Source organism: Pseudomonas sp. W17 (assembly GCF_040268305.1).
GTDB classification, from domain to species: Bacteria; Pseudomonadota; Gammaproteobacteria; order Pseudomonadales; family Pseudomonadaceae; genus Aquipseudomonas; species Aquipseudomonas protegens.
In genome coordinates this window covers 5,265,142-5,288,425 of sequence record NZ_CP158490.1, presented here as the reverse complement: position 1 = coordinate 5,288,425, position 23,284 = coordinate 5,265,142, and the positions used below count along the sequence as shown (strand labels likewise).

20 protein-coding genes are annotated in these 23,284 nt (G+C 62.2%); 8 read left to right on the top strand and 12 right to left on the bottom strand.

Going from position 1 to position 23,284, the window contains the following annotated elements; all coding sequences use genetic code 11:
- Window positions 1-182 precede the first annotated feature (182 nt).
- Window positions 183-3,425: an autotransporter outer membrane beta-barrel domain-containing protein gene (locus tag ABCR88_RS24090; RefSeq protein WP_232512066.1), complete on the top strand. Its 3,243-nt coding sequence runs from the start codon at window positions 183-185 to the stop codon at window positions 3,423-3,425.
- A gap of 76 nt (window positions 3,426-3,501) precedes the next feature.
- On the opposite strand, the gene denD is transcribed toward ABCR88_RS24090, so the two are convergent.
- Window positions 3,502-4,476, bottom strand: a complete 975-nt coding sequence (denD, locus tag ABCR88_RS24085) for a D-erythronate dehydrogenase (protein WP_350403630.1) — start codon at window positions 4,474-4,476, stop codon at window positions 3,502-3,504.
- Window positions 4,477-4,491: 15 nt separating this feature from the next.
- Window positions 4,492-5,802 carry an MFS transporter gene (locus ABCR88_RS24080; protein ID WP_011062644.1) on the bottom strand — a complete coding sequence of 437 codons (1,311 nt, stop codon included), beginning with the start codon at window positions 5,800-5,802 and terminating at the stop codon, window positions 4,492-4,494.
- 160 nt (window positions 5,803-5,962) lie between these two features.
- Here ABCR88_RS24080 and ABCR88_RS24075 point away from each other — a divergent pair, with 160 nt between their 5' ends.
- Window positions 5,963-6,748, top strand: coding sequence for a FadR/GntR family transcriptional regulator (locus ABCR88_RS24075; protein ID WP_350403629.1), 786 nt, complete (start codon window positions 5,963-5,965; stop codon window positions 6,746-6,748).
- A gap of 56 nt (window positions 6,749-6,804) precedes the next feature.
- Here ABCR88_RS24075 and ABCR88_RS24070 read toward each other — a convergent pair whose 3' ends face one another.
- From ABCR88_RS24070 to puuE, 7 genes are all read right to left on the bottom strand, one after another.
- Window positions 6,805-7,590 carry an outer membrane protein OmpK gene (locus ABCR88_RS24070; RefSeq protein WP_011062642.1) on the bottom strand — a complete coding sequence of 262 codons (786 nt, stop codon included), beginning with the start codon at window positions 7,588-7,590 and terminating at the stop codon, window positions 6,805-6,807.
- 638 nt (window positions 7,591-8,228) lie between these two features.
- On the bottom strand, window positions 8,229-9,587 hold the full coding sequence (locus tag ABCR88_RS24065) for a nucleobase:cation symporter-2 family protein (RefSeq protein ID WP_015636603.1): 1,359 nt from the start codon (window positions 9,585-9,587) through the stop codon (window positions 8,229-8,231).
- 168 nt (window positions 9,588-9,755) lie between these two features.
- A complete protein-coding gene (locus tag ABCR88_RS24060) occupies window positions 9,756-11,084 on the bottom strand; it encodes a urate hydroxylase PuuD (RefSeq protein ID WP_350023086.1) in 1,329 nt (442 codons plus the stop codon).
- Window positions 11,085-11,135: 51 nt separating this feature from the next.
- Window positions 11,136-11,639, bottom strand: coding sequence for an ureidoglycolate lyase (locus tag ABCR88_RS24055; protein ID WP_325985101.1), 504 nt, complete (start codon window positions 11,637-11,639; stop codon window positions 11,136-11,138).
- 83 nt (window positions 11,640-11,722) lie between these two features.
- Window positions 11,723-12,718 (bottom strand): allantoicase, encoded by a 996-nt coding sequence (gene alc, locus ABCR88_RS24050; RefSeq protein WP_325985100.1) that lies wholly within the window; start codon window positions 12,716-12,718, stop codon window positions 11,723-11,725.
- Between the two features lie 95 nt (window positions 12,719-12,813).
- A complete protein-coding gene (uraD, locus tag ABCR88_RS24045) occupies window positions 12,814-13,329 on the bottom strand; it encodes a 2-oxo-4-hydroxy-4-carboxy-5-ureidoimidazoline decarboxylase (protein ID WP_011062637.1) in 516 nt (171 codons plus the stop codon).
- On the bottom strand, window positions 13,326-14,252 hold the full coding sequence (gene puuE / locus ABCR88_RS24040; RefSeq protein ID WP_011062636.1) for an allantoinase PuuE: 927 nt from the start codon (window positions 14,250-14,252) through the stop codon (window positions 13,326-13,328). The genes uraD and puuE overlap by 4 nt, the downstream gene beginning before the upstream one ends.
- 423 nt (window positions 14,253-14,675) lie before the next feature.
- On the opposite strand from puuE, the gene uraH reads away from it, so the two are divergent.
- Window positions 14,676-15,029 carry a hydroxyisourate hydrolase gene (gene uraH / locus ABCR88_RS24035; protein ID WP_011062635.1) on the top strand — a complete coding sequence of 118 codons (354 nt, stop codon included), beginning with the start codon at window positions 14,676-14,678 and terminating at the stop codon, window positions 15,027-15,029.
- 237 nt (window positions 15,030-15,266) lie between these two features.
- On the opposite strand, the gene ABCR88_RS24030 is transcribed toward uraH, so the two are convergent.
- Complete coding sequence (locus ABCR88_RS24030) at window positions 15,267-16,616, bottom strand: NCS2 family permease (protein ID WP_015636600.1); 1,350 nt, start codon at window positions 16,614-16,616, stop codon at window positions 15,267-15,269.
- Window positions 16,617-16,903: 287 nt separating this feature from the next.
- Complete coding sequence (locus ABCR88_RS24025) at window positions 16,904-17,347, bottom strand: MarR family transcriptional regulator (RefSeq protein ID WP_011062633.1); 444 nt, start codon at window positions 17,345-17,347, stop codon at window positions 16,904-16,906.
- A gap of 82 nt (window positions 17,348-17,429) precedes the next feature.
- Here ABCR88_RS24025 and ABCR88_RS24020 point away from each other — a divergent pair, with 82 nt between their 5' ends.
- Together ABCR88_RS24020 and ABCR88_RS24015 are read left to right on the top strand one after the other, a co-directional pair.
- Window positions 17,430-18,596, top strand: coding sequence for a PLP-dependent aminotransferase family protein (locus ABCR88_RS24020; protein ID WP_011062632.1), 1,167 nt, complete (start codon window positions 17,430-17,432; stop codon window positions 18,594-18,596).
- 10 nt (window positions 18,597-18,606) lie between these two features.
- Window positions 18,607-19,209, top strand: coding sequence for a glutathione S-transferase family protein (locus ABCR88_RS24015; RefSeq protein WP_161466130.1), 603 nt, complete (start codon window positions 18,607-18,609; stop codon window positions 19,207-19,209).
- Between the two features lie 60 nt (window positions 19,210-19,269).
- On the opposite strand, the gene ABCR88_RS24010 is transcribed toward ABCR88_RS24015, so the two are convergent.
- The gene (locus ABCR88_RS24010) at window positions 19,270-20,163 is read right to left on the bottom strand and encodes a LysR family transcriptional regulator (protein ID WP_320335227.1); all 894 of its coding nucleotides are present in this window, start codon (window positions 20,161-20,163) and stop codon (window positions 19,270-19,272) included.
- A gap of 131 nt (window positions 20,164-20,294) precedes the next feature.
- Between ABCR88_RS24010 and ABCR88_RS24005 the strand changes: the two genes are divergently transcribed.
- Genes ABCR88_RS24005 through ABCR88_RS23995 form a run of 3 tightly spaced genes read left to right on the top strand, consistent with a single transcriptional unit; the run spans window position 20,295 to window position 23,273 of the window.
- Window positions 20,295-21,590: a citrate:proton symporter gene (locus tag ABCR88_RS24005; protein ID WP_011062629.1), complete on the top strand. Its 1,296-nt coding sequence runs from the start codon at window positions 20,295-20,297 to the stop codon at window positions 21,588-21,590.
- Between the two features lies 1 nt (window position 21,591).
- Window positions 21,592-22,950: an acyclic terpene utilization AtuA family protein gene (locus ABCR88_RS24000; RefSeq protein WP_041119441.1), complete on the top strand. Its 1,359-nt coding sequence runs from the start codon at window positions 21,592-21,594 to the stop codon at window positions 22,948-22,950.
- Window positions 22,947-23,273 (top strand): hypothetical protein, encoded by a 327-nt coding sequence (locus ABCR88_RS23995; protein ID WP_041119440.1) that lies wholly within the window; start codon window positions 22,947-22,949, stop codon window positions 23,271-23,273. The genes ABCR88_RS24000 and ABCR88_RS23995 overlap by 4 nt, the downstream gene beginning before the upstream one ends.
- The last annotated feature ends 11 nt before the right edge of the window (window positions 23,274-23,284 follow it).

The following is a 23,284-nucleotide window of genomic DNA, read 5'->3' as shown; positions in this document are numbered from 1 at the left end:
GCTGCCGAGGGCCGGTGCAGTCTTTTGAGATCAATCTGATTACAAAGGTTCGGGATCGCTTGGATGATGGTGGTGATCAATGTCGATCATCATCGCGGTTCCTCCTGCTTTCTACGGCCATTTGCTGTCAATTGTGGACATTGTCTTGAGGAGCCTGCGACGCAAATGTGGTAGGTAGTCTCATGCAACGATTGGTCCGCTCGACGCTGTCGGGCCTTTTTACGATGTCCCTCGTGGCTGTGTCGATCCAGGCGCGAGCTGCTGAGTACGGCCAGATTGATCTCTCCAATCCGGCTGGCGGTGATTCGATGAGCCTGCATCCGGGCGACTCCGTGATCTATGACGGCCCGGGGGCGGCGATCAACATTTCGGCCAAGGGCAATAACCTGAATGCCGAAGGGGTTGATATCCAGGCCGGCTCCCCGGTCGGCAACTTCACGGTCGGGGTCAGCGCCAGCGATGGTGGACACGTGACTCTGGTGGATAGCCAGGTACTGAGCCACCGCACTTACGCGCTCGAGGCCCGTGGTCCTGGCAGTGAAATCGTCGCCACCGGCACCTCGCTCACTTCCCGGCAGTCATTTGGTGCGTACGCGTACGGTGGTGGCCGTATCACGCTTGACGGTGGCAGCATTACCACCCTCGGCACCTATGGCCATGGTGTGGTCGCCTCGGGTGCGGGAACGGCTCTGGACGCTCATAATCTGAGCATCTCTACCAGTAATGCCAACGGATATGGCGCCGAGGTGTCCCAGCGCGCCTCAATGACGCTGGAGGCGGTCACCATCAATACGGCGGGCGAGAGCGCTTCGGTTCTGGATGTCAGGGGGGCCGGGTCAAGCCTGGCCTTCATCGACAGCCATGGCACTTCTGCCCGCTACTCCGGCGCCCGACTTTATGGTGGCCAATTCTCGATGTTAGGCGGCAGCCTCACCGCCCACGAGGACGCAGTATATCTGGGGTACGACTTCGACGGCGTTGGCTCGTCAGCCGATATTCGCTATGCAAACTTGAGTTCCAGCACCGGCTATGGGCTCAACCTCAACGGCGACGCCGCCCGTGCCACGTTGTACGAAGTCAGCATCAGCACCTATGGAGAGCAAGCAGGAGGGGTATGGATGTTCATGCCCGAGTCCCAGCTGATCGCCGATCAGTTCAGCATCAGCACCTTCGGTGCCCAGTTTGCCCACGGGCTGGATAATCGGGCCGGCCAGGCGACGCTGAGCAATGGCACCATCTTCACTCACGGTGAGAATTCGCTGGGTTTGTACCTGTACAACCAGTTCGACAGCGATGCCAGCATTGAGGCGAGCAATATGAGGATTGAAACCTTCGGCACCGGATCCTTTGGCGCCTTGGCACAAACTACGGGAGCCGACCTGCGCCTGGCACAGTCTGAGGTCGTCACCCATGGGCAAGCGGCCCATGGTCTGTTCGTGCGGGCTGACGATGCACGTCTGGCCGCCAGTAGCACCGAAGTCATCACCCACGGCAACGGTGCGTCCGCCCTGGCACTGGGCAATGGTGCGGTAGCAACTTTGGAGAACTCCCGGCTGGCCACTCACGGGGACCTGGCGTCTGGCGTCTGGAGTTATGTCAACAGCGGGACGGCGAGCAATACCCTTTCGCTGACCGGCAGTCAGATCAGTACCCAGGATGGCGCAGGCTTGCTGGCCAGTGGCGGCGATCATCAGTTCACTCTGGTGAACTCGAGCATTGTTGCGCGTGCCGAGGGGCAGGAGGCCCAAGGCATCTTTCTGCAGACCCGCCAGGCAATGTTGAACAATGTTCCCGTCGATACCGGCCAGGTCAGTGTCGAGGCCAGCGGCTCGACGCTGGTGGGCGATGTCCTTGCCCAGAACGGCAGTGTGGACCTGAGCCTCAGCGCCGGCTCGGAATTGACGGGGGCTCTGCGGGCCGAGAGCGGAGGGCGGATCAACAGCCTGCTGCTCGATGACAGCAGCCGCTGGAACATACGCAGTGACTCGACACTGGGCACCTTGACCAACAACGGTACGCTGGTGTTCGGCGCAGCCGGTTTCCAGACCCTGACCGTTAACGACTACATCGGTAATGGCGCGATGGTACTCAGCACCTACCTGGGCGACGACACGTCTCCCAGCGACCGGCTGGTCATCGATGGTGGAACGGCCAGTGGCCGAACCGCAGTGCGAGTGCTCAACGCTGGGGGTAAGGGGGGACTGACGCAGGAGGGGATCCCCCTGGTGCAGGCGATCAATGGCGGAACCATCGCAGCCGACGCCTTCTACCTGGACACGGGCTCCAGCGGTTATCGTCGGAGTGTCGGCAGCCTTTCGATCAATGGCTATGAGTACAGCCTGGTGCAAGGTGGCAACTCGGGCAACACGAATGACTGGTACCTGACCTCAGAGTACAACGGCCCGGCGTTACCCACGGATCCGCCTGCAGGAGCGAATTCCGCTGCCCGCCAGGTGGCACCGGAAGGCGGGGCATATATCGGCACCCAGCAGGCCACCAGGACAATGTTCGACCATGGCCTGCAGGACCGTGCAAGCAAGCGCAGCCTGGGGGCTGACCGCCAGGATTCGGGACTCTGGATGCGGGCCCAGGGGCGGCATGACAAGGGCATGCGCATGGCCGAAGGCAAGGTCGATATCGACTCCAGCAGCGATGTGGTGCAGATGGGCGGGGCGTTGCTGCGCCGGCCGGTGGGCGCGCAAGGTGCGCTCTATGCCGGGCTCATGGCGGGCTATGGCGACGCGCGCATCGACTCGACCTCCACATTGATGCGCCGCGACACCAATACTTCTGTTCGCGCGAAGGCCCATGGCAAGGTCTCGGGTTATTCGGCGGGCGTGTATGGCACTTTCTATGCGGATGACGTGAACCGGCTGGGTGCCTATGTCGACACCTGGTTGCAGTACGGTCGCTATACCAACCGGCTGAGCAGTGAACTGGGGTCCGCCGATTATGATTCGAACCTATGGTCGGCCTCCCTGGAATCGGGCTATGCATTGGCGCCATTTGCCGCTGATTCTCCCTTCCGGGCCTGGGTGGTGGAGCCTCGCGGGCAGCTGATCTATAGCCGTTATACCGCCAGGGACGCGGAATTGCAGGATACGCGGTTGCGCAATGGCACTGCCGATGCCTGGCGCTCCAGTATTGGCGTGCGGCTCTACCAGCAGCCTGGTCAGGCAGCCGATGAATCGGTGCTGCGACCCTTTGTCGAAACCAACTGGCTGCATAGCGAGGCGGTGCCGTCGGTACGGATGGGGAGTAACAGCTTCGATGCCAGGCCATCGCGGGATGCTCTGGAGTTGAAGGTCGGAGCCCAGGTGCGGGTCGCTCGGGATGTGGAGCTATCCAGTCATCTATTCGGCCATTCGGGAAGCGTCAGCGAGTACGGTTACGGCGGGCAGTTGAACCTGAGCTACAGCTGGTAGTGCTTGCAGGTCTTGTGGCAAACCCAGCGAGGACGGCCTCCAGCTCAAGGAGGCCATCCTGGGGGCGGTCCGTTGTTCAACGATGCAGGTAATCCCTGATGAACTGTCGGATCACGCTGGCGAAGTCCGGGTCCGAGGTGAAGCCCAGTTGGTTTGCATACGGTGTGCTGAACGCTCCCGGCCAAGAGCCGACGATGCGTTCGATGGCTGCATCCGGCCGCAATTGAACCTGCCGGGCCACCGCGTCACCGGCCACCTCGCGCAGCGCATCGATCATCTGCTCCACTGTCTGTGACAAACCGGGCATGTTGATCACCCGGCCCTGGCTCAAGCGCTCGGCGGCCAGCTCATGACCGTGAACCAGGTTGGCAATGGCCTGTGCCGGTGACATCAGCCATAGCCGGGTGTTCAAGGGCACCGGGCAGACACTGGCCTGACCGTTGAGGGGCTCACGGATGATGCCGCTGGCAAAGCTTGATGCCGCCAGATTCGGCTTGCCCGGGCGCACGACGATGGTGGGCATGCGCAGGCTGCGGCCATCGACGAAGCCGCGCCGGCTATAGTCGGCCAGCAGCAGGTCGTTCATGGCTTTCTGGGTGCCATAGGAACTCTGGGGTGACCAGACTTGATCATCGCCGACGGTGTCCGGCAGTTGTCCACCGAAGACGGCCACCGAGCTGGTCATCACCCACTTCGGGCAAGTACCCAACTGTCGCGCGCGTTCCAGCAGTCCCTGGGTGGCGCTGAAGTTGACGCGCATGCCCAGATCGAAATCGCTTTCTGCCTGGCTGGAGACCACTGCGGCCAGGTGAAAGATGCCCTGGGTGTTGGCGTCGATCAGGTTCGCCAGGACCTGGGGATCGGTGATATCCCCACCCTTGACCTGGACCCGAGGGTCGTCGAGGCCTTGCACGGGGTCGCGGTCGAACGCGGTAATCCGCTGAATGGGGCGCAACTGGCCGTGACGGTCGGTGAGTGAGCCGCGCTCGAGCAGGGCCTGGATCAGGCGGCGTCCGAGAAACCCGGCGGCGCCGGTGACAAGAATATTCATGAGTAACTCCAACTATCAGCGATTGACCAGTTTTCCGGGGATCTTGAAGACCAGCAGGGCTCCGACGAACAGCGCACTGGCCATCACGTACATGCCGATGGTGGTGCTCTGGGTCAGGTCCTTGAGAAAGCCCATTAGGTAGGGCGAAACGAACCCGGCGAGGTTGCCCCAGGAGTTGATCAGGGCAATCCCGGCTGCCGCTGCGGTGCCGCCGAGAAAGGCAGTGGGCAGGCTCCAGAACAGTGGCAGGGTGCTGAAGGCGCCCATGGCCCCCAGGGTCAGGCCGATCATCGACACTGTGAAGTTGTCGCTCCAGGTGGCGGAAATCATCAGCCCCACCCCACCCAGCACCGCGGTCAACGCCAGGTGCCAGCGACGTTCGCGCAGGCGGTCGGCACTGCGGGATATCAGCACCATGGTCAGCGCCGCTGCGGCATAGGGAATCGCGGTGAGCATGCCGACCTGGAAGACGTCGCTGACGCCTGCCTGGCGAATCAAGGAGGGCAGCCAGAAACCGACGGTGTAGAAGCCGGCGATCATGCAGAAGTAGATGGCGGTCAGCAGCCAGATCCGCGGCTGCCCGAACACTTGGCGCACGCTGTGTACCTGGTGGCCGTCGGTTTCGGCCTCGATCCTGCTCTGCAGCAGGGTCTTCTGCTCCCGGGTCAGCCAGCCTGCGTCGGCGATCCGGTCGCTGAGGCAGTAGATCACCAGGCCGCCCACCAGAATCGAGGGCAGGCCTTCGAGAAAGAACATCCACTGCCAGCCGGCGAATCCGTGATGGCCATTGAGGGCGCTCATGATCCACCCGGATAGCGGTGCGCCGATCAGCCCCGAAAGCGGCACGGCGGTAGCGAACAGTGCGTACATCTTGCCGCGGCGGTTGGAGGGGAACCAGTACGACAGATAGAGGATCACCCCCGGGTAGAACCCGGCCTCGGCGATGCCCAGCAGAAAGCGCATGACATAGAAGGAGGTGGGGGTGCTGACGAAGGCCATGCACGAGGAAATGAGGCCCCAGCTGATCATGATGCGCGCGATCCACAGCCGCGCGCCGACTCGATGCAGGATCAGGTTGCTGGGGATCTCCACCAGAAAGTAGGCAATGAAGAAGATCCCGGCGCCCAGGCCATAGACCGCTTCGGAAAACTGCAGGTCTTCGGACATCTGCAGCTTGGCGAAGCCGACGTTGACCCGGTCCAGATAGGCCACCAGGTAGCACAGCAACAATAGCGGCAGGATGCGCCAGGCGACTTTACGGTAGGCCAGGTCCTCGAAGGAGGCGGTGACCGGGGCCGAGGCGGTTTGCGACAGTGATTCAGGCATGTCTTTACCCATCCTTGTTTCTTGTATTTGGGTGATTTTGTTTTTATCGGACTTGCTGACATGGCTTAGATAACATAATACATCATACGAATTCAATGGCAGGCTTCGGGCAGGACGGCGTGCCTGAAATGCAGTACCGTTAGCCAATTTGACTACCGAGATGCCCATGTCCAAGCCTGATAACGCTTTCCCCGCCGCCGATTCCCTGGCGACGCTCAAGGATTCGGCCAAGGGCACGCTGGCGGACCAGGTGACTGCGGCGCTCAAGGCACACATCGCCAATGGCGAAGTTCTGCCGGGAGCGCGCCTGCCCACCGAACCGGTTCTGTGTGAGCGTTTCGGCGTCAGCCGCACCGTCATCCGCGAGGCCATATCGCGCTTGAAGTCGGCGGGCCTGGTGGAGGTGCGCCAAGGCAGCGGCACCGTGGTATGCGAGGGCGCCCATATCAAGGCGTTCACTATCGACCTGGACGTGCGCGGCTCGATCGAGGCGGTGCTCAGGGTCACCGAACTGCGTCGTGGTATCGAAGGCGAGGCGGCGGCCCTGGCGGCCCAGCGCCATACCTCTTCGCAGTTAGAGGCGATTCATCAGGCGCTGCTGGCCATCGATAGCGCCGAGCATGCGGGTCAGGATGGGGTGGAGCAGGACCTGGCATTCCACCTGTCGATTTCCCAGGCCATCGGTAATCCGCTGTACCCCTCCCTGCATGAATTCATTGCGCAATTCATCAAGGAAGCGATTCGTATCACCCGCTCCAATGAGGAGCGGCGCAAGGATCTGGCGCGCACGGTGCGTGCCGAGCATCTGGCGGTCTATCGGGCGATTGCGGCGCGGGATGTCGAAGGGGCGAGGCAAGCGGCGCTGAGCCACATCCATAACGCGGTGGAGCGGCTCAAGAGTGCCGATCCGGCATTCTGGCGTGATTCCGGTTCACGCATTGCCTGATGGCAAATACCGCCTGCGCCCCTCCATGGAGGGGCGCAGGCGGCATCAGCCAAGCATCAGAAGTGGTACTTGACCAGCAGGCTGGCGGTGTCCTGGTTGGTCTCGAAGTTGCGCGAGTCCTCGATACCGTACTTGTTCTTCCAGTAGTCGTACTCGAAGCCGACGTACAGCTGCTTGGCGCCCCAATTCAGCGCCTTGCCCAGGTCGTACTTGATCTGCGGGTTGAAGTGCAGGTTGGCGTGGTAGGTACCCTTGGCGTTCTGGTCGTTGTCCACCACCCAGTCCATGTAGCCGTCGATCAGGATGTCCGAACGGCCCACGGGAATGGTGTAGGACCACACTGGCGTGATCTGCCAGACGTTGTCGCCCGGGCGGCTGCCCTCGGTGTGGCGCTGGTAGAAGTTCAGCTGGAAATAGTCGAAGCCAGGGACTGCCAGGTCGAAGCCCGGGCCGATCAGGTAGGACTCGTTGTCACCTTCGCCAAACTCGTAGGTGAACGCCAGGAGCACGTCCTTGATCGGGCCGAATTCAAGTTTCTGGTCGAAGATCTTGCCGAACGACAGGCGTGGCGTGAACTCGCCGTAGTAAGTGTCCGGGCCGACGTTGCCGTCTTCCTTGCCGTTATAGAAGATGCGGTCGAGGAAGAAAAAGTTATCCCCGTACTTCCAGGCATCGGCATGTTCGAAAGTGACCGTCTGTTGAATCTGCGGGTTAACTTCGAAGTTCTTGCCATACAAGTAAGTCAGGCTGTTGTTCTGCCATTGCAACAGGTCGCCAGCCACGGCCTGCCCCCCGGCCAGCAAGCTGGCGGCCAACATCAGGCTCTTGCACATCGGTTTCATTCGGTTGCTCCCAAGTAGGTAGTTCCACGTTTTTTTGGCTTGGCGCTCTGGTTTGGCGCCTTTTTTCGTTGCTGCAAAAAACCATCCGATCGGTCAGCTTTGTTGCTGTTAGCAAGAGCTGAGCCAAGGCCGAAAAAAAGCAAAAAACTCCCGTCCGGCTGTAGCGATACCGCCGGGCGAGAGTGTTTTTCGCGATGTTTTCTTGCGCCTTGTTACCTGTCCAGGCCGGGATAAGTTGGCTCTTGGGTCAGGTTTTTCATCCGGGCTTTTTTTTAGACCAGACTTGCGCGGCCGCGGAGAATACTGGCTCTCACGGCAGGGCTCAAGTGCTCCGCAACGGCGCACTTGCAACCACTTTGGGGCGGGTATGCGGGCCATCTCAGGCAAGCATCCGCATTGAAGGGCAATAGAGTGCCAATGACTGGCGGCCGTCAGGGGGATTGCATGGCGCTAATGGCCGTCCAGCGGCCACCGCCAGGAAAGCCTGGGCAGGCTGCATAGGTGTTGCTCCCTGTTTGTTCTTATTTTCAAGGCGCAGCGTCTAATGGGCAGCGCTCGATCCTGAGTGGGCGAGCGCTGCGGTCAAGCATGAACGGTGAAGCAAGGTCAGGGCGCCGAACCGGCACCCTGCTGGTGACTCAGTGCTGATGGGCGTGATGCGCATTGCTGGCCGCGCGCTCGCTGCCCCCGAGAATGTTGAACAGCAGGTTCAGCACCAGCGCACTCAAGGTCGCCATGGCGATGCCACTGTGGGTGATGGGGCTCATCCACAGGGGCAGGTGGGCGAAGAACTCGGGGCGCACCACGGGAATCAGGCCCATGCCGATGCTCACGGCCACCAGCAGCTGATTGCGCCGGTCGGCGATGTCGGCTTCCTGGAGGATCTTGATCCCGGTCGCAGCCACCATGCCGAACATGGCGATGGCCGCGCCCCCCAGCACCGCCGGTGGAATCGACGCCACCAGGAACGCCGCCTTGGGCAGCAGGCTGAGGACGATCAGCAGGCCGCCGGCGACCATGGTCACGGAACGGCAGCGCACGCCGGTCATCTGCACCAGGCCGATGTTCTGGGCAAAAGAGGAGTGGGTGAAGGTGTTGAGGAAGCCAGCGAAGAACGATGCCCCGGCATCACACAGCAAGCCGCGACGCAGCATGCGTGGGGTGACCTCCTGGCCGGTGATCTTGCCCAGGGCCAGGAACATCCCGGTGGACTCGACGAAGATGATCACCACCACCAGGCACATGGAGAGGATCGGGGCCAGGTGGAACTGCGGCATGCCGAAGTGCAGCGGTGTGACTACCTGCAGCCAGGGCGCCTGGGCCATGCCGCTGAGGTCGACCATACCGATCAGGCCGCAGAGGATGTAGCCCAGGCCCATGCCGATCAGTACCGAGATGTTCACCCAGAAGCCGCGCATGAAGCGGTGGATCAGCAGGATGGTACCCAGCACCAGGGCGGCGATGGTCAGGTAGATGGGCGAGCCGAACTGGGCTGCGCTGCTGCCTCCGCCTGCCCAGTTCACCGCCACGGGAAACAGCGAGAGACCGATCGAGGTGATGACCGTGCCAGTGACCAGCGGCGGGAAGAAGCGCACCACCTTGGACATGAATGGCGCGATCAGCATGCCGAAGAAACCGGCGGCGATGGTTGCGCCGAAAATTCCCTGCATGCCGATGCCGGGCATGCCGGCCATGGCCACCATGCTGCCCACCGCGGCGAAGCTGGCCCCCATCATCACCGGCATGCGAATGCCCATGGGGCCGATGCCCATTGACTGGACGATGGTGGCGATCCCGGCAACCAGCAGGTCGGCATTGATCAGGAAGGCGATTTCTTCACGACTCAGGCCAGCGGCCTGTCCGATGATCAGCGGTACCGCGATTGCACCGCCATACATCAGCAGGACGTGCTGCAGGCCGACCAGGATCAGTTGCAGGAAGGGCAAGCGCTGAATGGCGGGCGCATCGGGGACGCACTGTTCGGATGAATCGGACATGCAACACCTCGGATCTTTTTATTCTTGTGATTTAACCGCTGCGTCTTTACGCGCAACGTGTTTGCAACAGGCGAATCTTCTGACTGATGGCAAGAAAGCCCGCTCCTACAGACAATTGCGGTTCTGTAGGAGCGAGCTTGCTCGCGAATCAGCCGGGTACCAGGCTGATCAGTTGGTCTGGGCTCCCTGGGTAATCCAGGCACCGACCAGCTCGCGTTCCTGCTGGGTCATCTGGGTGATGTTGCCCAGCGGCATGATCTGGCTGGCGACGGCCTGGGCCTGGATCCGCGCGGCTTGCAGGCGGATCTGCTCAGGAGTGTCGAACATCACCCCTGCCGGTGCTGTGCTGAACAGGGGGCTGGTGGGCTTGGCCGAATGGCAGACCGCGCAACGCTCCTGGATCACGCTATGCACCTTGTCGAAGGACGGGCCGGAATTGGCCGCCTGCGCCGGGGCGCTGGCCGGAGCCGTTGCCGCAGCGGCTGGAGCGGCCGGTGCCGGTGCCTCTGTCGCAGCCGAGGTTGCCGGCTTGCCGCCCAGGGCGGTTTCCGGCAATGGCTGGTACTGGGTCTGGGCCTTGGCCACTTCCGGAGCGCTTGGCGCTGGGGTCGGGCCGGTTACGTAGGCCAGGCAGATCATGCCCAGTGCCGCGACGGGCAGGGTCCAGGCGAACTTGTGGCTGTCATGACGGGTGTTGAAGTAATGACGCACCAATACCGCCAGGACCGCGATCCCGGCCAGGATCAACCAGTTGTACTGGCTGCCGTAGGTGCTCGGGAAGTGGTTGCTGATCATGATGAACAGCACGGGCAGGGTGAAGTAGTTGTTGTGACGCGAGCGCAGCAGGCCCTTGGCCGGCAGGGTCGGGTCGGGGGTGCGGTTTTCCGCGATCGCTGCCACCAGCGCGCGCTGGGCCGGCATGATGATGCGGAACACGTTGCCCACCATGATGGTGCCGATGATGGCGCCCACGTGCAGGTACGCGCCACGGCCACTGAACACCTTGCTGAAGCCATAGGCAGCGCCGATCAGCAGGAGGAACAGGATGAAGCCGAGCAGGGCGGGTTTCTTGCCCAGTGGCGAATCGCAGAGGAAGTCATAGACGAACCAGCCGGCGATCAACGCACCGATACCGATGGCAACGCCTTCAGGGCCGGTCAGGCCGCTGCCGGGGGCAACCAGGTAGAGCATCGGGTTGAAGTAGAACACCAGGCACAGCAGGGCAATCCCGGACATCCAGGTGAAGTAGGCTTCCCATTTGAACCAGTGCAGGTTCTCCGGCATCGAGGGCGGTGCCAGCTTGTATTTTTCCAGGTGATAGATACCACCGCCGTGAATCGCCCAGAGGTCGCCGGACAGGCCGTCCTTGGGGTTGACGCGGTTGAGGTTGTTCTCCAGCCAGACGAAATAGAACGATGCGCCGATCCAGGCCACACCAGTGATCATATGTACCCAACGCACGCTCAGGTTGAGCCATTCCAACAGATGTGCTTCCACAGTCTTTACCTCTTGCCTGCCACCCTTGTTGTCGGGTGATCAGACCTTCTCTTATTGGTGGGGGGCGAGGATCAAACACTCATCCTCTTTGAAGAAATGCTCATCGCAGTTATTGCCAGTGCCACTGCGATCAACCACCAGGAAGTCATCCCGCTTTTCGATCGTCAGCACCGGGTGGTGCCAGACGCCGCGATGGTAATTAATGCCCTGCCTGCCATTACTGACAAAGGCACGGACCAAGCCCGATACAGGTTCATCGCCAAGTGGCGCGACCACGATCAGAAAGGGATTGCCGAGCAGCGGGATGAAAGCCTGGCTGCCCAGCGGATGGCGTTCCAGCATGCGGATGGTCAGCGGCATGTCCAGCGCGTCGGCGCGGAAGATGCTGATGATGGCCTGGTCTTCCGGCGCAGCGGTCTCGACCGTTGCCAGGCGGTGGAAGCGCATGGTCGAACCGTTGTTGATCATGAAGTGATCGCTGCCGTCGGTCTCGATTACGTCACCGAAAGGGGCGAAGGCTTCTTTGCTCAGGGGCTCAATCACTAATGTGCGCATGCTGTTCTTCTTATCTCGAGTTCGTTGTTGTCTGGTCCGTGGCTACTGCGGGCAAACCGGTCGCCCGCGCGCTGCGCGACCCTTTATTTTTTGACCTTGCCCAGCAGTCGCAGGCGGCTGACGCCACCGTCCGGGAATACATTCAGGCGCACGTGGGTAATAGCCCCCAGCGCCCTGATCTGTTCGACGAAGCTGTGTTCGGTGTGCATTTCCAATTTCTGGCTGGGTAGCAGTTCACGCCAGAACAGGCTCTGGGTTTCGATCTGGCTGTCGGTGCCACCCTTGACGAGGGCGCCCTGGATCGAGCAGCTGTCCGGGTAGTTGCCCTTGAAGTGCAGGGTGTCGACGATGATCTTTTCGATTTCACCGGCATGGCCCAGGGCGATGATCACCCAGTCGTTGCCGGGAGTACGGCGCCGGGCGGTTTCCCAGCCGTCACCCATGTTGATGCCGCGGCCGGGGTTGAGGAGGTTGCCCATGCGCCCGAAGTGCTCGTCGGAGCAGGCCAGGGCGCGGCCGCCGTTGAGGGCGGCAGCCAGGTCGACCTGTTCGTCGTCGCCGATGGCCGACCAGTCGCGGTAGGGAATGCCGTAGACCCGCAGCCGTGCTACGCCGCCATCGGGGTAGATGTTGAAGCGCAGGTGGCTGAACGGCTGGTGGTTGTGGATCTCGTGGTAGTGGTGGCTGTTGCCCTGCAACTCCACCGCCGACAGCACTTCGGTCCACTGGGTGTTTTCATCCGGTTCGCCTGCGGCCAGGAAGCAGGCTTCCAGGGAGGCCGAGGGCGGGAAGTTGCCGGTGAAGAATGAAGTGTCGATGTCCACGCCCTTGATCGAGCCGGCCACGCCGAGGCGGATGACCGCACTGTCGTAGCCTTCGAAGCGCTTGCGGCGTGATTCCCAGCCATCCATCCACTTGCCGTTGTCATCGAATACGCCTTCCTTCCACACCGCCGGAGTCGGTTGGAACAGGCGGTTGGCGTCGGCGAACCAGTCATCGGTGACCGAGATGATCTTGGTCCCCAGCCGGGCATCGGCCAGGTTGACGAACTTCTCGAAAGCTACGGCGTTGGTTTTCATTCTTCTTGTCTGCCTTGAATTCAGTGGCCGGGGTGCTCGCGAGGCCCTGGGAAATGCATCGTTGCAGATGCTTTCTCGGGCCAGGCGGGCAATCGCTACAGGGTCAGCAAGCGGAACAGGGCGATCTTGTTGATTTCTGCCAGTGCGCATTTGAACTCGGTGTCCACCGAGTTGTGGATGCGGGTTTCGAATGCAGCGAGGATCTGGTGCCGATTGCTGCCCTTCACCGCCATGATGAAGGGAAACTTGAACTTGGCCTTGTAGGCGTCGTTGAGCTCGGTGAAGCGCTGGAACTCTTCGGCGGTGCATTGGTGAATACCAGCGCCGGCCTGCTCATTGGTACTGGCTTCGGTCAACTGGCCCTGGACGGCGGCTTTGCCGGCCAGGTCCGGGTGAGCGTTGATCAGTGCCAGCTGGCTGGCGTGATCGGCGCTCAACAGGATGTCGCTCATGCGCTGGTGCAGGGTCTCGATCTGGTCGACGGAGGCGTCAAGCCCCAGTTCGTAGGCCTTTTCGGCAACCCACGGCGAGTGTTCGTAGATGTCGGCGAAGGCCTTGACGAAATCTTCGCGGCTCAGGGTCGAGGGCTTGAGGCTCTGGAAGGCAGTCATTTCGCCGCTCCCTGGTAAGGGTGGGTCTGTTGCCAGTGACGGGCGATGTCCACCCGGCGGCTGAACCACACCTGCTCGTGACCCTTGACGTATTCGAGGAAGCGCTTGAGCGAGGCCAGGCGCGCCGGGCGGCCGATCAGGCGGCAGTGCAGGCCTATGGAAAGCATCTTCGGCGCTTCGGCACCTTCGGCGTAGAGCACATCGAAGGCGTCCTTCAGGTACTGGAAGAAGTCGTCGCCCTTGTTGAAGCCCTGCACCTGGGTAAAGCGCATGTCGTTGGTGTCCAGGGTGTAGGGGATCACCAGGTGCGGCTTGCCGGTGGGGTTGTTGGGTTCCCAATAGGGCAGGTCGTCGTCGTAGGTGTCGCAGTCATAGAGGAAGCCGCCTTCCTCCATCACCAGGCGCCGGGTGTTCGGGCCGGTGCGGCCGGTGTACCAGCCCAGTGGGCGTTCGCCGGTGATTTCGGTGAGGATGCGGATCGCTTCGAGCATGTGCTCGCGTTCCTGGGCCTCGTCCATGTACTGGTAGTCGATCCAGCGGTAGCCGTGGCTGCAGATCTCGTGGCCGGCTTCGACCATGGCGCGGATCACGTCCGGGTGACGCTGGGCGGCCATGGCCACGGCGAAGATGGTCAGTGGAATGTCGAATTCCTTGAACAGCTTGAGGATCCGCCAGACGCCGGCACGGCTGCCATACTCGTACAGCGATTCCATGCTCATGTTGCGCTCGCCCTGCAGGGGTTGCGCCGAGACCATTTCCGAGAGGAAGGCTTCCGATTCCTTGTCGCCATGAAGGATGTTGCGCTCGCCGCCCTCTTCGTAATTGAGCACGAAGGACAGGGCGACGCGGGCATTGCCCGGCCAGTGAGGGTGAGGAGGGTTGGAGCCGTAACCGATCAGGTCGCGAGGGTAGTCAGCGCTCACTGCAGTCTTCCTTCTTATTCGTGATAACGGTGGCGTGGCGGAACCTGAAGCCGGAAAGCCAGGTGGGCGTCACTGCGATGGAATGATTGTATACAAGTTTGTCTTCACTTTGTAAGCCTGATTTTTTGCATTTTTCCGCTTTTATCGCTATGGCTGTCACCTGCAAGAAACTTGCCTGGATGGTCAGCTAATGGATGACAAGTCGTCTGTCACTATGGCGTTCAGGCAAATCCGCTGATGCATTCGAAGGGTCGCGGGGCCGGGAATATTTGCGATTATTATTGTGTACAATTTTTTTGAAAAATGTCTTAATCTTGCTCTCGCCGCAGCTTTTCACCGGTCGAAACGCTGCGGTCTCCTTCAATTACTGACTCCGGGAGGCGCGAGGCCTGAACGCTTGAAGGCGCCAGGCACGCAGAATCAATGGGACGTTTGACTACACACGTTTTGGATGCCGCACATGGCTGCCCTGGCAGCGCTATCAAGGTCGAGCTGTATCGAGTGGAAGGGGCCCAGCTGGAATTGGTCGCCAGCACCCTGACCAACAGCGATGGCCGTTGCGATGCGCCGCTGCTGCAGGGTGATGACTACCGTTCCGGGGTGTACCAGCTGCACTTCCATGCCGGTGACTACTACCGTGCCCGTGGTGTGCAACTGCCGCAGCCGGCGTTCCTGGATGTGGTGGTACTGCGGTTCGGCATCAGCGCCGAGCAGGACCACTATCACGTACCGCTACTGATCTCGCCTTACAGCTATTCGACCTACAGAGGAAGCTAGGACTTTCCCCCCAAGAATCCTGCGCAAATAGCTTCTTTGGTCCTTGCCCGCCCACACTGCGGGCTTTTTTTCGTCTGGCATAAAGCCTTCACTGGTCGTCGGCTCCACTAGATCCCGCAGGAGCCGGCTCGCCGCCGAAAGGGCCCTGTGACCGCCCCGGACCTGCTGGCCACAGCCGATCATCGGTAACGAAAAAGCCCCATCCAGCGGGATGGGGCCTGTGTGGAGCAGGGCGTCCTAGAGGAAAATGAACTTGGCGATGAAAATCGCGCACAGCACATACAGGCTGATGGAGATTTCCTTGTACTTGCCGGTGCCGGCCTTCAGCACCACATAGGTGATGAAGCCCAGGGCAATGCCATCGGCGACGGAAAAGGTCAGGGGCATCATGATTGCGGTGACGATGGCCGGAATGCTGTCGGTGGCCTCGTCCCAGTTGATGTGGGCCATGCCGCCCATCATCAGCATCGCCACATAGATCAGCGCGCCGGCGGTGGCATAGGCGGGGATCATGCCTGCCAGGGGAGCGAAGAACATCGCGGCAATGAACAGCACGCCCACGGTGACCGCGGTCAGCCCGGTGCGGCCACCAGCGGCGACCCCGGCGGCACTTTCCACATAGCTGGTGACTGGTGGTACACCGACCACGGCACCGAACACGCTGGAGGCACTGTCCGCCTTGAGTGCGCGGGAGAGGTTCTCGATCTTGCCATCGGCGTTCACCAGGCCGGCGCGCTGGGCCACGCCCATCAGGGTGCCGGCTGTGTCGAACATGTGCACGAAGAGGAACGCCAGGACCACGCTGATCATGCTGACGTTGAACACGCCGGCGATGTCCATGGCCATCCAGGTCGGCGCCAGGCTCGGCGGAGTGGACATGATCCCGTTGTAGTGCACCAGGTCCAGGCCCCAGCCGGCCAGGGTCACGGCGATGATACTGATGAGAATCGCGCCGAAGACCCGGTGATAGCTGAGCACTGCGATCATCAAGAAGCAGACGGCCGCCAGCAGTGGGCCGGGGTCTCGCAGGTTGCCGAGCTTGATCAGGGTGGCCGGGCTGTCGACGATGATGTTGGCCGTCTTCAGGCCGATCAGGCCGAGAAACAGCCCGACCCCGGCACCCATGGCGAACCGCAGGCTCACCGGAATGCTGTTGAGCAGCCATTCACGTACCCGCGACAGGGTCAGGATCATGAACAGCACACCGGAAATGAACACCGCGCCAAGGGCGGTTTCCCAGTGGTAGCCCATGGTGCCGACCACGGTGTAGGTGAAGAAGGCGTTGAGCCCCATGCCCGGTGCCAGGCCCACCGGCCAGTTGGCGTACAGGCCCATCAACAGGCAGCCCAGGGCGGCGGCGATGCAGGTGGCGACGAAGGCTGCGCCGTGATCGATGCCGGCGTCGGCCATGATGTTGGGGTTGACGAAGATGATGTAGGCCATGGTGATGAAGGTTGTCAGACCGGCAATCAACTCGGTCTTCACCGTGGTGCCATGCAACCTGAGTTTGAAGATGCGCTCCAGCCAGCCGCTGTTCAGCGACGGCGAGAGATCGAGCGTAGAGGCTTCGGATTTGCGGCTTTCCACAGCGAGTACTCCTCAAGAGTTTTATTGTTTTTTCCAGAGCCGGACACGCAAGGGTGGGCAGCGGCTCTTTGAGGCAGGTAAGGCGTGCGGGTTTTGTTGACCTGCGGGTCAAGAACTCGTCGGGCGAATTATGCGTTTGTATACAAAGAAAGCAAATAATGTTTTTGGGGGTGTGTGCGAAAAATCTGCGAACATGGCTATATCGCGGCCCCGACGTTGCGCCGGGGTGTGCAAGGGTTTGGGGCAAGGCCGGGGCCGGCGCACCAATGAATGGCGCCCGCAGGGGCTCAGTCTTCGACGGGTTTGCCGGCCAGCGCCTGGTTCACCGCCAGCCAGCCATTGACCGCACTCTCGCCAGCTTCGCTGAAGGCCCGTTGCAGGAGTTTGACCTGCTCGCGGCGCAGGGATTGCTCGAAGCCTGTGCCATCGGCGGTCAACTGCAACAGGCGCTTACGCTTGTCGCTGTCCGGTGCGACGCTGTCCACCAGGTGCATTTCCATCAATTGGCGCAACGGTGTGTTCAATGCCTGCTTGCTCACCCCCAGCAGATTGAGCAGTTCCTTGACGCTGAGCCCGGGATAGCGGGCGATGAAAAACACGATGCGCTGGTGCACCCGGCTCAGGCCCCGGCGTTCGAGCATTTCGTCGGCCTTGGCGGTAAACGCTTGATAGCCGAAGAAGAAAGCTTCCATGGCCGCTTGCTGCGAAGCCTGGTTTTTAAGGTCAAGCATATTGACGTATCTGCAAAGGTCGGCGTAATTTCGGTCAAGCAGTTTGACGTATTTCCCTCAGCCTTCGCTAGCGGTGATCTCCATGGCCTTCTCCGAACGTGTATCGCGTCTCAAAAGCTCTCTGATCCGTGAAATCCTTGCCGCGGCCCAGCGCCCGGAAGTGATGTCGTTCGCCGGGGGCCTGCCGGCCGAAGTGATGCTGCCCAAGGTGCAATGGCAGGACATGCCGTTGGCCATGGGCCAATACGGCATGAGCGAAGGCGAGCCGCAATTGCGTGAAGCCCTGGCGGCCCAGGCGCGCCAGCTCGGGGTGCCTTGCGAGGCGAGCCAGGTGCTGGTGGTCAGTGGTTCCCAGCAGACCCTCGATCTGGCAGCCAAGCTGTACATCGACAAGGGCACCCAGATCATGCTGGAAGCGCCGACCTACCTGGCCGCCCTGCAGATTTTCCAGCTGTTCGGCGCCGACTGCCTGACAGTACCGCTGCAGGCCGATGGCCCGGACCTGGTGCAGATGCGCGCGCGCCTGGAGCAGCACCGGCCGGCGTTCATCTACCTGATTCCGACGTTCCAGAACCCCTCGGCGGTGCGCTACAGCGAAGCCAAGCGTGATGCCGTGGCGGCTTTGCTGGACGAGTTCGGCGTGACCCTGATCGAGGACGAGCCCTACCGTGAGCTGACGTTCGATGGTGGCAGTGCCACGCCTATTGTCGGCCGCCTGGAAAAAGCCAGTTGGATCTACACCGGCACCGTGTCTAAAACCCTGTTGCCGGGCCTGCGGGTGGGTTACCTGATTGCCAGCCCGGACCTGTTTCCGCACCTGCTGCGGCTGAAGCAGTCGGCGGACCTGCACACCAATCGGGTTGGCCAGTGGCAGGCCATGCAGTGGATCGGCAGCGAGCAGTATCAGGCGCACCTGGATCAGTTGCGCAGTTTCTATCGCCAGCGCCGGGATGAATTCCAGGGCGCCTTGCTTACCCATTTCGCCGATCTGGCGGATTGGCAGGTGCCCCAGGGCGGATTGTTTTTCTGGCTGAGCTTGAAACAGCCCCTGGATACCCGCACTTTGCTCAAGTCGGCGTTGGAGCACGACGTCACATTCATGCCCGGTGAGCCGTTCTTTGCCGATCCGGAACGCAACCCTGGGCATCTGCGGTTGAATTTCAGCCATATCGATCCGGCGCGGCTGGACGAAGGCCTCAAGCGGCTGGCCACCGTGATACGTCAAGCACAGGCTGCACAGGCAGCCTAAGGGGAGGGCCATGTACAAGGTTTATGGCGATTACCGTTCGGGCAACTGCTACAAGATCAAGCTGATGCTCAGTCTGCTGGGGCTGCCTTATGAATGGCAGGCGGTGGATATTCTCGGGGGTGATACCCAGACCGAGGCCTTCCTGGCAAAGAACCCCAACGGCAAGATTCCGGTTCTGGAACTGGAAGACGGCACCTGCCTGTGGGAGTCCAACGCGATTCTCAACTTCCTCGCCGACGGCAGTCAGTTCCTACCCAGCGAACCGCGCTTGCGCACCCAGGTTCTGCAATGGCAGTTCTTCGAGCAGTACAGCCATGAGCCCTACATCGCGGTGGCGCGTTTCATCCAGCTTTACGAGGGGCTGCCGGAGGAGCGCCGCGAGGAATACCTGAAGTTGCACAAGCGTGGCTACAAGGCGCTGGACGTGATGGAGAAACAATTGAGCCGCACCCCGTACCTGGTGGGCGAGCACTATTCGATCGCCGATATTGCGCTCTATGCCTACACCCACGTGGCCGATGAGGGCGGTTTCGACCTGAGCCGCTACCCGGGCATCCAGGCCTGGATGCAGCGAGTGCAAAGCCATCCGCGACACGTGCCGATGCTCGACTGAGCGGGTGCTTTTATCCCCACTGGACCGGCCTTGTGCCGGTTCGGTGCGTTGTGGGGCCCGCTAACGATGTTCGCCGGCCAGGTTCTGGCGTAGCAACTCATAACAGCGCTGCGCCGCTGGGCTCAGTTGCTGGCCACTGCGGCGGAGCAGGCCGATCTCGCGGCTGACCCCCGGGTGTTTGATGGCAATCCGGCGCAGGCCCTCACGGCCGTCATCGGCGGATTCCGGCAGCAGGGTAATGCCCAGCCCCTGGCGTACCAGCGCCAGCACCGTGCTCATGTAGTTGGCTTCCATGGCTGGAAGCAGGGACAGTCGGCTGTCGTCGAACAGCGCTTCGACCTGCTCGCGCACGCTGCTGTCGCGGCCGGTGAGAATGATCGGCTGGCGGGCCAGGTCCTTCAGCGTCACTGACTGGCGCTGGGCCAGGGGATGATCGGTGGCCACGAACAGGCACAGGCGATCCTCCAGCAGAGGTTGGAAATCCAGCCCGTGGCTGAGCCGGGCGCGCCCGCCGATACCGAAATCCACCTCGCCGGCCCGGACCTGGGCATGAATGCGGTGAGCCACCAGGTCCTGCAGGCGTACCTCGATTCCGGCAAATTGCTCGCGAAACTGGCGCAAGGCCGGCGGCAGCACCCCGGCGCAGACCGACGGCAGCGCGGCGAGGGTGACCACGCCCCGACGCAGGGCGGCCAGGTCCCGGGAACCACTGACGATGTTGTCCAGGTCCAGCAGCAGTTTCTCCATCGGTCCCCGAGCCTGCAGCCCAGCAGCGGTCAGGCTGACATGGCGCGGGCTGCGATCGAGCAGGGCGACCCCTAGCCATTCCTCCAGTTGCTGGACCTGCACGGTAAGGGCTGATGGCGACAGGTGCAGCTCGGCGGCGGCTTTGCTGAAGTTGCCGCTGCGGGCCACGGCGAGGAAGGCCTGGATATGCTGGATCGAGTTCTTCATTTTGTTTTTCCGAATGCAAGGTGCCGAATATTCCAATTTACAAAGACTAGCGCGATTTCAATACTCCAGAAAAACAATAACCGTCCGCCTTCCGGCCCCGGCTTGAAGAGGCGGCACACTGGAGTTGCTCCATGCTCGCCACCCTGGGTGTCATCACCATTCTCTGCCTGCTCGCGGCCGTCATGAGCAAGCGCCTGTCGCCTCTGGTCGCGCTGATTGCGCTGCCGATCATCGCCGCGCTGATCGGCGGCTTCGGTCTGCAGACCAGCGCCTTCATCGTCACCGGCATCAAGAACGTCGCCCCCGTGGTAGGCATGTTCGTGTTCGCTATCCTGTTCTTCGGCATCATGACCGACGCCGGCATGCTCGACCCGATCATCGACCGCATCCTGCGCACCGTCGGCACCCGGCCGACGCGGATCGTGGTCGGCACGGCGCTTCTGGCGCTGCTGGTGCACCTGGACGGTTCCGGCGCGGTGACCTTCCTGGTGACGGTGCCGGCAATGCTGCCGCTGTATACCCGGTTGGGCATCGATCGACGGATTCTGGCCTGCGTCGCGGCGATGGCTGCGGGGGTCAATTTCCTGCCCTGGACCGGCCCGGTACTGCGCTCATCAGCGGCCCTGCATGTGCCGGTGGCGGATCTGTTCCAGCCGCTGATCCCGGTGCAGATCGTCGGCCTGCTGTTCGTCTTCGCCAGCGCCTGGTGGCTCGGCCGCCGGGAGGAGCGCCGCCTGGGGCTCGGTGCCGATGCCACGGCCGGTGCAGGCATCCCGACCCGGGTATTGAGCCCCGCCGAAGAGGCGCTACGCCGTCCCGGGCGCTTCTGGATCAACCTGCTGCTCACGGTGCTGGTGATGCTGGTGATGATTGCCGGCTGGGTCGATCCGGTGGTGATGTTCATGGTCGGCACGGTGCTGGCGCTGTGCATCAACTATCCGGATGTCGAGGCCCAGCGGGCACGCATCGATGCTCATGCCAAGACGGCCCTGACCATGGCCAGCATTCTCCTGGCGGCCGGTGTGTTCACCGGCATCATGCAGGGCAGCGGCATGCTCAAGGCGATTGCCGAAGTGGCGGTGGCGCAGATTCCTGCCGGTCACGGCAAGCTGATTCCGACTGTGGTGGGGTTCCTGTCCATGCCCCTGAGCATGCTGTTCGACCCCGACTCCTACTACTTCGGGGTGATGCCGGTGATTGCCGAAGTGGGCAAGGCCCTGGGTGTCGACCCGCTGCAAGTGGCCCAGGCTTCGTTGCTCGGCGTGCACACCACCGGTTTCCCGGTAAGCCCGCTGACCCCGGCGACCTTCCTGCTGGTGGGCCTGTGCAAGATCGAACTGGCCGACCACCAGCGTTTCACCATCCCCTTTCTATTCGCTGCGTCAGTGTTGATGACCCTGACCGCGCTGCTGCTGGGAGTTTTTTAAGATGAAAAGCCTACGTATCGGCTCCGGCGCCGGTTACTCCGGTGACCGTATCGAGCCCGCCATCGAGTTGGCGCAACAGGGCGACCTGGATTACCTGGTGTTCGAATGCCTGGCCGAGCGCACCATCGCCCTGGCGCAGCAGGCGCGCCTGGCCGACCCGCACAGCGGCTACGACCCGTTGCTGGGGGCACGGATGCGCGGGGTGCTGCCCTTTGTCGGCGCCACGGCCTCGGGGCGGCGTTTGCGCATCATCAGCAACATGGGGGCGGCCAATCCGTTGGCGGCGGTGGCCGAGGTGCAACGGATCGCCGCCGAGCTGGGCTTGCCAGGGCTCAAGGTGATCGCGGTGCTGGGGGACGATGTGCTCGAGACTCTGCGGGCCCGGCCGGAGTGGGTGCTGGACAACGGGCAGACCCTGGGCTCGCTGGGGCAGCGGCTGATTTCCGCCAATGCCTACCTAGGCGCCCAGGGTATCGTCGAGGCGCTGCGGGCCGATGCCGACGTAGTGATCACTGGGCGGGTGGCCGACCCCTCGTTGTTCCTGGCGCCGCAGATCTTCGAGTTCGGCTGGGCCGAGGATGACTGGCTGCGCCTGGGGCGCGGGACCCTGGTGGGGCACCTGCTGGAGTGCGCAGGGCAGGTCAGCGGCGGCTACTTTGCCGATCCGGGGATCAAGAATGTGGCCGGTCTGGCGCGCCTGGGATTCCCCCTGGCCGAAGTGGATGAACAGGGCGCGGCGCTGATCACCAAGGTCAAGGGCTCCGGGGGGCAGGTCAGCAGCGCTACCTGTACCGAGCAGTTGATCTACGAAGTGCATGACCCGGCGGCCTACCTGACGCCGGATGTCTGTGCCGATTTTTCCGCGGTGGGCTTTGTCGAGGAGGCACCGGACCGGGTGCGGCTGCAAGGGGCGGCAGGCAGCCCTCGGCCTGAGCGGCTCAAGGTCAGCGTCGGCTACCTGGATGGCTGGATCGGCGAAGGGCAGATTTCCTATGGCGGCCCCGGGGCTGTGGCCAGGGCGCGGCTGGCCCGGGACATTGTGCTCGAACGCCTGGCCCTGACCGGGGTACAGATGCAGGAAGTGCGCGCGGAACTGATCGGCATCGATGCCTTGCACGGTGTTGAACTGGGCCAGCGAGCGCCTGCCGAACCCTGGGAAGTGCGCCTGCGGGTGGCGGCTCGCTGCACGGACAAGGCCGAAGCGGTGCGCGTCGGCAATGAGGTGGAAACCCTCTATACCAATGGGCCCGCTGGTGGCGGCGGGGCCAGTAAAAGCTTGCGGCAGGTGGTGGCGGTGGCTTCGCTGTTACTGCCCCGGGAGGCCGTCAGGGTCACCTTGCATCAGGAGGTACGGGCATGAATGAGGTCAAATTGCGTGACTTGGCGCACTCGCGTACCGGGGACAAGGGCGACACTTCGAATATTTCGGTGATTGCCTACCGCGCCGAGGACTTTGCCTTTCTTTGCGAGCAGCTTACCGCCGAGCGCGTGGCGCAATATTTCGCCGGCTTGCAGGGGAGCGATGCGGCGCCGGTACAGCGCTATGTCCTGGAGAATGTGCGGGCCTTGAACTTTGTCTTGCCGGGCATCCTGCGCGGCGGAGTGACCCGCTCCCTGGCGCTGGATGCCCACGGCAAGTGCCTGGGCGCGGCCTTGCTTGACTTGCAGTTGACCCGGGGCTGAAGAGCCCCGGG

Bases quoted from the DNA above. Each gene is read 5' to 3' on its own strand.
- ABCR88_RS24010 (WP_320335227.1), bottom strand. From the start codon at position 20,163: ATGAAGAACTCGATCCAGCATATCCAGGCCTTCCTCGCCGTGGCCCGC.
- ABCR88_RS24025 (WP_011062633.1), bottom strand. From the start codon at position 17,347: ATGCTTGACCTTAAAAACCAGGCTTCGCAGCAAGCGGCCATGGAAGCT.
- ABCR88_RS24080 (WP_011062644.1), bottom strand. From the start codon at position 5,802: ATGCCTGAATCACTGTCGCAAACCGCCTCGGCCCCGGTCACCGCCTCC.
- ABCR88_RS24090 (WP_232512066.1), top strand. From the start codon at position 183: ATGCAACGATTGGTCCGCTCGACGCTGTCGGGCCTTTTTACGATGTCC.
- ABCR88_RS24000 (WP_041119441.1), top strand. From the start codon at position 21,592: ATGAAAAGCCTACGTATCGGCTCCGGCGCCGGTTACTCCGGTGACCGT.
- uraD (WP_011062637.1), bottom strand. From the start codon at position 13,329: ATGACTGCCTTCCAGAGCCTCAAGCCCTCGACCCTGAGCCGCGAAGAT.
- ABCR88_RS23995 (WP_041119440.1), top strand. From the start codon at position 22,947: ATGAATGAGGTCAAATTGCGTGACTTGGCGCACTCGCGTACCGGGGAC.
- denD (WP_350403630.1), bottom strand. From the start codon at position 4,476: ATGAATATTCTTGTCACCGGCGCCGCCGGGTTTCTCGGACGCCGCCTG.
- ABCR88_RS24005 (WP_011062629.1), top strand. From the start codon at position 20,295: ATGCTCGCCACCCTGGGTGTCATCACCATTCTCTGCCTGCTCGCGGCC.
- ABCR88_RS24070 (WP_011062642.1), bottom strand. From the start codon at position 7,590: ATGAAACCGATGTGCAAGAGCCTGATGTTGGCCGCCAGCTTGCTGGCC.
- alc (WP_325985100.1), bottom strand. From the start codon at position 12,718: ATGAAAACCAACGCCGTAGCTTTCGAGAAGTTCGTCAACCTGGCCGAT.
- ABCR88_RS24020 (WP_011062632.1), top strand. From the start codon at position 17,430: ATGGCCTTCTCCGAACGTGTATCGCGTCTCAAAAGCTCTCTGATCCGT.
- uraH (WP_011062635.1), top strand. From the start codon at position 14,676: ATGGGACGTTTGACTACACACGTTTTGGATGCCGCACATGGCTGCCCT.
- ABCR88_RS24055 (WP_325985101.1), bottom strand. From the start codon at position 11,639: ATGCGCACATTAGTGATTGAGCCCCTGAGCAAAGAAGCCTTCGCCCCT.
- ABCR88_RS24015 (WP_161466130.1), top strand. From the start codon at position 18,607: ATGTACAAGGTTTATGGCGATTACCGTTCGGGCAACTGCTACAAGATC.
- ABCR88_RS24075 (WP_350403629.1), top strand. From the start codon at position 5,963: ATGCCCATGTCCAAGCCTGATAACGCTTTCCCCGCCGCCGATTCCCTG.
- ABCR88_RS24065 (WP_015636603.1), bottom strand. From the start codon at position 9,587: ATGTCCGATTCATCCGAACAGTGCGTCCCCGATGCGCCCGCCATTCAG.